Origin of the sequence: Anaerococcus sp. HMSC065G05 (assembly GCF_001812365.1) — a bacterium.
Taxonomy (GTDB): domain Bacteria; phylum Bacillota; class Clostridia; order Tissierellales; family Peptoniphilaceae; genus Anaerococcus; species Anaerococcus vaginalis.
In genome coordinates, this window is record NZ_KV808727.1 from 114938 (window position 1) to 124700 (window position 9763).

The window sequence follows — 9763 nt, forward strand, 5'->3', positions numbered from 1 at the left end:
TAAAAAGCGACTATCTAAAAATAGATAGCACTTTTTAAAAATTAATATGACATTGGTGGTGAATAATCTGTTGATGATTCATATATAACTACAGGAGTATTATGCTCAACTAAATTAAATAATTTTTCAGCTTGACTTGGTTGCATATTTAGGCAACCATGAGAACCATTATATAAATAAATATTTCCACCAAAAGAATATCTCCAATTAGCATCATGGAATCCTTCGCCATCCCAGCCTATTGGCATCCAATATTTTACTGGAGTTTTGTAATCACTTCCATCAAAATTTTTTCCCTTTAATGTAGAATTTTTTTCTTTAGAAAGTATAGACCCTACACCTTTATTAGTTAAAGCTCCCTCAGATAATCTTCCTGTAACTATATCTGTTGACAATAATACTTCTCCATTTTTATAATACCAAAGATGTTGTCTAGATAAATCTACTTCTATATATGTGTCTTTAATATCAGACCCATCCTCATATCTGTTAAGACCTGCTTTTAAATAAACAGGCTCAATCTCTGCTGATTTACCTTTTTCGAAAGCATCTAAAAATGATTTAATTGTTTCTTCTTCATTTAATTTATATCCATAAACTCCTGGATTTACAGTAATTTCTCCAAGATCAGTGGCTTTAAACTTTCTATTTTTGCCGTAAGTATTTGTTTCTTCTGCCATTTTACTTACATATTCTGTAACTTTTTCGTGATTTAAAGTTAATTTTCCATCTTTAAAATCAACCATTTCAGCTAATTTTTCGCCTTCAATTTTATAATCAAATCCATTAATATTAAATTTAAAGCTCAATTTTAATGCTTCGTTTGCTTGGTTTAATGCTTTTTGTAAATTTTCATCTTTTGCATAAACTTTTGGTTGTTCATAAAAAGATTCATCAAGTTGTATATCAGCATTTCTTGTTTTTATTGCTGATACTAGGGCTTCCTTTAATTTATTGTATTTTACTTTATTTCCCTTTATTTCTTCTTTTATTTTAAATTCTTTTCCATCAAATTCTAATTTTGCATCTTCTGGTTCTACTATTTTATTCATAAACTGAGAATTTTTTAAAATATCTTCAAGTTTATTTTCATCATAGTTTACTTTATAATCAAATTCAAAACTTTCTTTTGAGAAAAAACTTATAGGCCATTTTAGTGGATTTTGGTCAAGGCTTGCTCCTTTTGGAATATTTGCCTTGTAGTCAATATCTTTTGAATTAAAAACTAGCTCTTTATCATCAATTCCTTTGATTTTTATATCAAAATCTCCAACGCTATCTCCAATAACTGATTCTTTTGGAGCAAATGAGACATCTCTGCCATTTACGTGTGTATTTGGTAAGCTTACAAATGTAAATAAAATAGTACCGATTATATATATTCCTACAACAATACCGCCTATTGTTAAAATAACTTTTTTTGTATTGTTACTTGTTTGTTGATTATCGATAATAAACACCTCCTAAATAACTGTAATTATAGTACCACTTAAAAGTAATTTTATCTATCTTTTTTTGGTTTTTTGCCGAAAAATTGATATAAATCTACTTTTTGTCCTCCATTATATAATTTTCTTTTTTTGGATAATTTTCTTTTTATATTTTTATCAATATTTTCATCTGATGAAATTATAAACATTGACCAAGTATTTAGATTTTTAAATTTTTCATTTATCACTTTTGAAATTTTTGCCTTATCAAATCTTGATAATCTTTCTCCGTATGGTGGATTTGAAATGAAAATTCCAAAATTATCTTTTAAATTTATTTCTTTAAAATCCTTATTTAAAAAAGTAATATCTTCATAAACTCCTGCATTCAAAGCATTATTTTTTGCAAGCTCAATTGCTTTTTTGGATATATCAGAACCTAGAATATTTATTTTTTTCCTATAATCAATTTTTTCATAAGCTTCTTTTTTTATTTTTTCAAATCTTTTTTTGTCATAAAATTTAAAAGATGTAAAATCAAAATCTCTATCAAGTCCTGGCGCTATATTTCTTTCTTTTCTTGCAGCCTCAATTAAAATAGTACCTGATCCACAAAATCCATCAAATAAAAACCTGTCATCTTTATAAAAAGATAAATCAACAAGCCCTGCTGCCAAATTTTCTCTTATAGGGGCTTTTACACTTCCTTGTCTATAACCTCTTTTGTGAAGACCATCTCCTGATGTATCAAGGCAAACTGAAACCACATCCTTTTCAATCATAATTTCAACTTGAACACGAGAGCCTGATTTTTTAAAAGTTGAAATTTTATATTTTCTTTTTAATGAATCAATTATAGCTTTTTCACTTATTGATTGGATTGACGGAATAGAAAACAATTTTGATTTGTAAGTTCTTGCATTTACAATAAAATTATCATCGATTTTTAAATAATCAAACCAGTCTATTTTTTTTATATTTTCAAATAATTCTTCAAAGGTTTTTGCAGTAAAAGATTCAATTTCTAAAAATATCCTATCAGCTTCTCTTAAATTTAAATTTAAATAGCCTATATCATCCAAATTTCCATTTAAAATAATTTTTCCATTTAAAACTTCAAAATTTTTGTAATTTTCTTCTTCTAATTGTCTTTTTATTAAGCTTTCCATACCAAAGCTTGTTGTTATTATTATTTTTTCCATAATATATTTATTATATCAAATTCAATGAATTTTAAAAACTTTTATAATTTTGTTATTTTTTATCATGGAAGGGTATTAAATAAATGTAGATAAAAATTTAGGAGGATTTTATGTTATTAACACAAACAGTTCAATCAGGCGATTGGAAAAATGAAAAACACGTACCAGAATTAGAATATAAAGAACTTGGCGAAGGAAAATATGAAGTTTCTGCTTTTGTTGGAAAAGAAATTGCGCACCCAAATACTTTAGAACATCATATTGTTTGGATTAAAGTTTTCTTTGTTCCTGAAGGTGGAAAATTGCCAGTAGAAATTGCAAATTATAATTTCTCTGCTCATGGCGAAAGTGAAATTTACACTACACCAAAAGCAGTTGGCGAATTTAAATCTGATAAAAAAGGTACATTATTTGCACTAAGTTATTGCAATATTCATGGACTTTGGGAAAATTCTTTAGAAATTAAATAATATTTTTATTAAAGATTTTTATTAAAAAGGGCCGTTGCAAGGCTATGAATAAATATCATCTCATTTCCTCTAATGAAGTGATTGTTTATTCATTCTGCAACAGCCCCTTTTTTTTGCCAATTAATGATATAATATTTTTAAGAAATTAAATCAAAATTTTAAGGTGAAAAAAATGAATGACAAAATAATTATTGTTGATGATGAAAAAGAGATAGCAGATTTGTTAGACTTATACCTAACTAATGACGGATTTTCTGTTTCTAAAGCTTTTAATGCAAAGGATGCACTGGACTTGGTAGAAGCTGAAAATTTTGATTTGATGATTTTGGATATAATGCTTGAAGATATGGATGGATTTTCTGTTTGTAAAAAAATCCGAGAGAAGCATTATTTTCCAATAATTATGTTGACTTCAAGAACAGATTCAAATGATAAAATACTTGGCCTTACAATGGGAGCAGATGATTATATAACTAAGCCTTTTAATCCTTTGGAAGTTATTGCAAGAGTAAAAACTCAGCTTAGACGCTCACAAAAATATAATAAGACTGAAAATATAAAAGATGATGAAACTTATGATATAAGAGGTCTATTAATAGATAAAAAAAGTCATAAATGTTTTTTGTATGATAAGCAAATCCAACTTACGCCCATAGAATTTGAGATAATTTGGTATTTGTGTAAAAATCAAGGCAAGGTTGTTTCATCTGAAGAGCTTTTTGAAAATATTTGGAAGGAAAAATATCTTGATAATAACAATACTGTAATGGCTCATATAGGAAGGATTAGGGATAAGATGAATGATTCTGGTAGAAATCCAAAATTTATAAAAACTGTTTGGGGCGTAGGATATGAAATCGAATAATCGCCTCCTAAATTCAGTTTTTAAAAATTATTTAAAAAAGTGTTTTGTCATAACAATTTTTGTTGCGATTTTAGCCTGTATCCTTATTCCTATAATCAACAATTACATTTATAATAATTTTGAAAATGCATATATGTTCTACAGATCCTTATATTTGTTATTTCCAACAATAATTATATGGGCACTATTGATAATGCTAGAAACATATAAACTATTTAAGAAATTGGTCAGTTATGTTGATGAATTACAAGAAGCAACAAACAAACTTTTTGACAAAGATAATAATTACATTCACCTATCTGATGAATTATCAGAAATTTCCACTAAAATTAATAAATTAAAAATGCAGTCTATAGAAAATGAACGACTAGCTAATGAAAATAGAAGGCAAAAAAATGATTTGATAATGAATTTAGCTCATGATTTGAAAACACCACTAGCATCAATTATTGGATATTTGGAGTTGTTAAATGGGAATATTTCTTTAGATGATGAGCAAAGAAAAAAATTTTTAGGTATCGCTCTTAGAAAATCCAAACAGCTATCGGATTTGATTAATGAATTTTTTGAGATAACAAAATATAATTTATCAAAAATAAAAATAAATTATTCTCGGACAAATCTCACTATGATGTTAGAACAGCTTGTTTTTGAATTTAAACCGATGTTTGAAGAAAAAAATCTAACTTGTAAAGTTAAGGCAGAAAAAAATGTAATGATAAGCTGTGATGTAAATAAAATTTCTCGTGTTTTCGATAATTTGCTCCGTAATGCTTGCCTATATTCTTTTGAAAATAGTGAAATTCATATAGATTTGAATGTAAAAAAAGAAAAGGTAGAGATAATTTTCGAAAATAAAACTGAAAATATTGAGGAAGATAAATTATCAAAAATTTTTGAACAATTCTATCGCCTAGATTTTTCAAGAAATTCAAAAGGTGGCTCAGGTCTGGGTCTTGCTATTGCAAAAGAGATAGTACTTTTACACAAGGGAGAAATTAGTGCTGAAAGCAAGGACAATTGTGTCAAGTTTTGTGTGATTCTTCCTAAAAAATAAAAAAAGTAGAAAAAAAATAGGAATTTGTATAGGAATCTTTAAGAAATTATCATAAAAAACAAATAAACTAGCTTATAAAGCAAGCTATAATAATCTTACAGTTAAGCAAAACTTATCTGAATTATTTTAAAAGGAGATTTTTATGAAGTTAAGTTTAAAAAAAGTTCTTAGTTTTTTGTTTGTAATGGTATTAATGGTTGGATTTTCATCTTGCAAAAAGTCTAGTGCAACGGCAAATTCAGAAAATGGTGCAAAAGATTTTGTAAAATATGATGATATTCAAAAAGAATTTAAAGAGACAGTTAATAAATTAAATTGGCCAGAAGGATACAAGGCTCCTGAAAAATTAGACGATGATGCAAATGCTGTTTATCAAGAAGGATTTGGGGATACCTTGGCATCAAATTATTGGGAATGTGCATGGCAAGAGGAATGGTTAAAAAATTACAAAACTAATCCACAAAAAGCACAAATGGCAATTGAAGAGCTAGAAAAAGCTTTAAGTATGAGATATTTGAGTAAAGAATGTTGTGATGATGCCACAAGAAAATTTTTCAAAGATAGACTAGATAAGGCAAAAGCAAATGACCCATCTGGTTTTGAAGAAAATTTAAAATTAAATGACCCAAGATAAAAAAACAAAATATTTTATAATTGCTCTTTTATAAACAAAAAAAGGATTCAAGTAAAAACATTGCTTGAATCCTTTTTATTTGCTTATAAATATATAATTAAAAAATCAACCTTGAACAATATATTTAATCAAGTGGCAAAAATCCAAAACCAAATAAGCCTGGGCCTGTATTTGCTCCAAGGCTTGGGGCTATTTGTGAAGTTAAAAATAAAGTAGATTTTTCTTTGAATACTTTTAATTTTTCCTCTAAAATTTCTGAGCCTTTCTTGTAGCCACCATTTGAAATTATCATATAATATTTGTCAAATTTTCCCAAATATTCGCTTGCAATTTTTTCCATTTCTTTAAGAACTTTTTTCTCTCCTCTGCAAGTTTTTTCTATATGATATTTTCCATCTTCTGGACTACAAACAATTATTGGTTTGATATTTAAAAGCTCTCCCACTTTTCCAAAAGCTTTTGGCACTCTTCCCCCTGCCACTAGATATTTAAAGCTATCGATTGTAAAAAATATTTTTGATTCTTTTTTCTTATCTTCCAACCTATCTACAATTTCTTTAAATTCATAGCCTTTTTTGATTAAATCTTTTGCATAAATTGCAAGTAAGCCTGTGGTTAGGGCAACTGATTTTGAATCTATTACTTCAATTTCTAAATTGTCGTATTCTATTTGTGAGCACAAATTATAAAAACCTGTGAAATTTTTTGATATAGTTATTATTATTAATTTTTCAAAACCATCATTTTTTATTTCATCAAGTTTTTCTATCAATTCTCCAGGAGATGGAATTGATGTTTTTGGTAATTTTTCGTGCTTTTTAATCCAATTATAAAATTCGTCTGCTTTTAAGTCTACTTGCTCTCTATAAAATTTTCCATCTAAATTTACATAAAATGGCATCATATAAATGCCAAATTCCTTAGCTTTTTCTAAATCTAAATCTGATCCAGAATCTACTAATACTGCTATTTTTTCCATTTCTCTAATCCTTTATATCTACAATAATTTTTTGACCTTTGTCAATAATTGCTCTAAATACAGTTTCTTCTAATTTGATTTCTCTAGCAAATCTTTGGCTTATGCTTTCATGATCTCCACTATGAATTGGAAACATCAATTGGGGCTTTACAGTATCTGCAAATATTTTTGCACCCTTATAATAATTTTCTCCAAGCCTATAATCAACTGGGAAGAAAGCTATATCTATCGAATCTTTTTTAATTTTTTCTACTTGGTCGATAAAAGCATAATACTCTTTTTCTAGTCTTTTGTCATCATAATCTTCCCAAGCCCAATAATTTAAATCGCCCGCATGAAATATTGATAAGGATTCAATATATAAAATTAAAGAAATCCCTTCATCAGTTGAGCCGAAAGTTTTTATAGAAATTTTTCTTCCATTAATATTAATTTCTTTAAATTGATAAGGATCAACAAGATAAACATTTTTAGAATTATACAAAGATTTCAATTGGTCCATGCCAAGTTTATTATCCTTTATATAAATAATATTATCATCGCTTTCTAAATGTCCAATATCACTTGATAAAATATAAGTATAATTTTTCATATTAGGAATTTTTAAAATTTCTGAAGTGTAATGGTCAGAATGTCCATGACTTGCAACAAAAATAACAATTTTATCTTCAGGAATATTTAAAACTCCTTTATAATAATCAAATATAATAAAATAATCCCCTATTTCTACAGTATAACAGGAATGATAAATATAAGTTATTATAATTTTTTCAATCATCAAAATTCTCCTAATTTCTTATAAAATAAATATACCCAAAATCGCCTTGAATTAATGAATTTTTATATTTTTCTGGTAATATAAAAAAAGAAAGGAGCAAGTATGGGAAAAGTTAAAACAAACGCAATGAGAATTTTGGAAAATAATAAGATAGAATACGAAGAAATAGAATATGATTTGGGCGGAGAATTTAAATCAGCCGTAGATGCTGGCAAAAAATCCCACGTAGATTTAAATATAATGTATAAAACCATAGCGACAATATCAAAAGAAAATGAAATAATAATCTATTTACTAAGAAGTTATGATTCAATTGATATGAAAAAAGCTGCAAAAGTTGCAGGCGTTAAAAGCATTTCAATCCTTCCAACCAAAAATTTAAAAGCAAAAGTAGGCTATCAAAGAGGCGAAACCACTCCCCTTGCAATGAAAAAAGATTATCCAGTTTTTATAGATGATAGCGCAAAAGATTTGGATAAAATGATTGTATCAGGTGGAAAATGTGGAGTAAGTTTAAAACTAAATCCATTTGATTTGGCAAAAGTAGTAAATGGAAAATTTGAAAATATAAGACAATGATAATTAAAATATTTAAAAATAAAAAAATATATCAATATAATGCAAAAGACGTATTCGAACTTGATAATAAATTAAAAATTAAAGACTTTTCTAAATTAGAAAAAACAAGTGAAGAAGAAAAAATAATTATAAATTTTAAAAATGACAAAGAAAACGAAAGCTTAAAACTTTTGGTAATCTTGTCTCCAATTTTTATAACAATTTTTGACAATTCCACTTCACTAGATTTTTTTAAGAAAAATTTAGAAAAATCAAATTTTGAATATGGACTCTATCCTAATTTTTTCGAAAATTTTTCTAAAGAAAAATATTTTAAATTTTATAAAAGCCACGACAAAATCGAAGATATTATTTTAAAAGAAGATGAGAGCATAGATTTTAAAATTAATTATCTAGAAAATAAATATATTTTAGCCTTAGTAGCAATGATAGAAGTGATATTTTCAAAATACAATAGAAAAAATTTGATAAGATATTTTAAAGAAATTCGAAATGACATAGTAATAAACGGAAGAAGATCAATACTTGCAAACGACATTTACGCTTTTTACTTATCAAAATATTTAGTAAATTGGGCACTTGATTTAATGAAAATTGCAAGATATAAAGATAAAAATAGGTATTTATATATAGATGAAATTTATAAATTAACAAACAATTTAAAAAGACCAATAAAAAAAGATAGTTTAGAATAGCTCTACTCTAAACTATCTTTTTTATTTTTACCCTTCATCAAAACCAAAGAGCCTGTTAGAACTAAAATAAGTCCTATAAATAATCTTATTGTGAAATTTTCTCCCAAAATTATTACTGATAAAATAGAACCAAATATTGGGATAAATAATTTGAATACTCCAAATTGGTTTGCGCTATGATTTTGCAAAACTATTGTCCAAATTGTAAATGAAGTTGCTGTGATAAATGCTCCATAAAAAAGCATTAAAAAAGCTTTCAAGTTTATAACAACTGGATTTATATATAAAAATCTGCCAAGTATTATTAAAGGCAAAGAACCGAGTAAAAGCACCATCCCATTTAAAATATATGGATCTGAATTTTTTGAATATTTTCTTAATAAAACTGATGCGAAAGCATTAATAAATGTTGATGTAAAAATAAATCCTTCTCCTGTTAGTTTAAATCCACTTCCCATTTTTTGATTTGAATTTACCAAAATAATTCCTGCTGTTCCAATTATTAAGGCTATAATTGTATTTATTGAAATTTTATCTTCTGGAAGTAGAAAAAGTGAAATTATTACAATCATAAATGAATTTGATGTTTGTATGATTGATGATTTTACTCCGCTTGTATTTGAAAGACCTATATAATAGAAAAAATATTGCAAAAAAGTTTGAAGTATTGCAAGAATTATAACTAATTTTATGTTTACTTTAGAAAATGAAATTTTGTTTTTTCCAAAAATTTTGGCAAAAAAAAACGCCAAAACCCCTGCCATAAAAAATCTAATTCCAGCTATATAAACTTTTGCAAAGGTGTCGTATGATTCTACCTGCAAAACTTGATAAGTGGATTTAATAAGGGGGATTGCACTCCCCCATAAAAACATTGCTATTAAAGAAAAAATTACTGCATTTTTTTTATTTTTGAGCATATTTCTCCTATCTTTTTTCTCCAAAATATGACAAAGAATACATTCCTGGTCCAACGTGAGATCCAATCAATGAGCCAATTGGTGCAAGGCTTACTTTTGCTTTTGGAAATTTGCTCTCTACCATCTCTTTTAATTTTATAGCATTTTCGTCAAA

11 protein-coding genes are annotated in these 9763 nt (G+C 26.7%); 6 read left to right on the plus strand and 5 right to left on the minus strand.

Features of this window, described 5'->3' with window-relative positions:
• Positions 1 to 41: 41 nt before the first annotated feature.
• Both HMPREF2852_RS08990 and HMPREF2852_RS08995 read right to left on the minus strand, forming a co-directional pair.
• Entirely contained in the window at positions 42 to 1460 is a 1419-nt protein-coding gene (locus HMPREF2852_RS08990; RefSeq protein WP_070607879.1) for a L,D-transpeptidase family protein, read from the minus strand.
• Between the two features lie 41 nt (positions 1461 to 1501).
• On the minus strand, positions 1502 to 2632 hold the full coding sequence (locus HMPREF2852_RS08995) for a THUMP domain-containing class I SAM-dependent RNA methyltransferase (protein ID WP_070607882.1): 1131 nt from the start codon (positions 2630 to 2632) through the stop codon (positions 1502 to 1504).
• 110 nt (positions 2633 to 2742) lie between these two features.
• Between HMPREF2852_RS08995 and HMPREF2852_RS09000 the strand changes: the two genes are divergently transcribed.
• From HMPREF2852_RS09000 to HMPREF2852_RS09015, 4 genes are all read left to right on the plus strand, one after another.
• Positions 2743 to 3102, plus strand: a complete 360-nt coding sequence (locus HMPREF2852_RS09000) for a desulfoferrodoxin family protein (protein ID WP_004838249.1) — start codon at positions 2743 to 2745, stop codon at positions 3100 to 3102.
• Positions 3103 to 3274: 172 nt separating this feature from the next.
• Positions 3275 to 3967, plus strand: coding sequence for a VanR-ABDEGLN family response regulator transcription factor (gene vanR, locus HMPREF2852_RS09005; RefSeq protein WP_070607883.1), 693 nt, complete (start codon positions 3275 to 3277; stop codon positions 3965 to 3967).
• Between the two features lie 193 nt (positions 3968 to 4160).
• A complete protein-coding gene (locus HMPREF2852_RS09010; protein WP_261668292.1) occupies positions 4161 to 5024 on the plus strand; it encodes a sensor histidine kinase in 864 nt (287 codons plus the stop codon).
• A 142-nt stretch (positions 5025 to 5166) separates the two neighbouring features.
• Positions 5167 to 5658 carry a hypothetical protein gene (locus tag HMPREF2852_RS09015; protein WP_070607885.1) on the plus strand — a complete coding sequence of 164 codons (492 nt, stop codon included), beginning with the start codon at positions 5167 to 5169 and terminating at the stop codon, positions 5656 to 5658.
• Between the two features lie 124 nt (positions 5659 to 5782).
• Here HMPREF2852_RS09015 and HMPREF2852_RS09020 read toward each other — a convergent pair whose 3' ends face one another.
• Both HMPREF2852_RS09020 and HMPREF2852_RS09025 read right to left on the minus strand, forming a co-directional pair.
• Positions 5783 to 6637: a DegV family protein gene (locus tag HMPREF2852_RS09020; RefSeq protein WP_019118106.1), complete on the minus strand. Its 855-nt coding sequence runs from the start codon at positions 6635 to 6637 to the stop codon at positions 5783 to 5785.
• Positions 6638 to 6641: 4 nt separating this feature from the next.
• Positions 6642 to 7415 carry an MBL fold metallo-hydrolase gene (locus HMPREF2852_RS09025; protein ID WP_019118107.1) on the minus strand — a complete coding sequence of 258 codons (774 nt, stop codon included), beginning with the start codon at positions 7413 to 7415 and terminating at the stop codon, positions 6642 to 6644.
• Between the two features lie 102 nt (positions 7416 to 7517).
• Here HMPREF2852_RS09025 and HMPREF2852_RS09030 point away from each other — a divergent pair, with 102 nt between their 5' ends.
• Positions 7518 to 7994 (plus strand): YbaK/EbsC family protein, encoded by a 477-nt coding sequence (locus HMPREF2852_RS09030; RefSeq protein ID WP_070607887.1) that lies wholly within the window; start codon positions 7518 to 7520, stop codon positions 7992 to 7994.
• Entirely contained in the window at positions 7991 to 8689 is a 699-nt protein-coding gene (locus tag HMPREF2852_RS09035) for a hypothetical protein (protein ID WP_070607888.1), read from the plus strand. The genes HMPREF2852_RS09030 and HMPREF2852_RS09035 overlap by 4 nt, the downstream gene beginning before the upstream one ends.
• A 2-nt stretch (positions 8690 to 8691) precedes the next feature.
• Here HMPREF2852_RS09035 and HMPREF2852_RS09040 read toward each other — a convergent pair whose 3' ends face one another.
• Positions 8692 to 9609 (minus strand): DMT family transporter, encoded by a 918-nt coding sequence (locus HMPREF2852_RS09040; RefSeq protein ID WP_070607890.1) that lies wholly within the window; start codon positions 9607 to 9609, stop codon positions 8692 to 8694.
• Between the last annotated feature and the right edge of the window lie 154 nt (positions 9610 to 9763).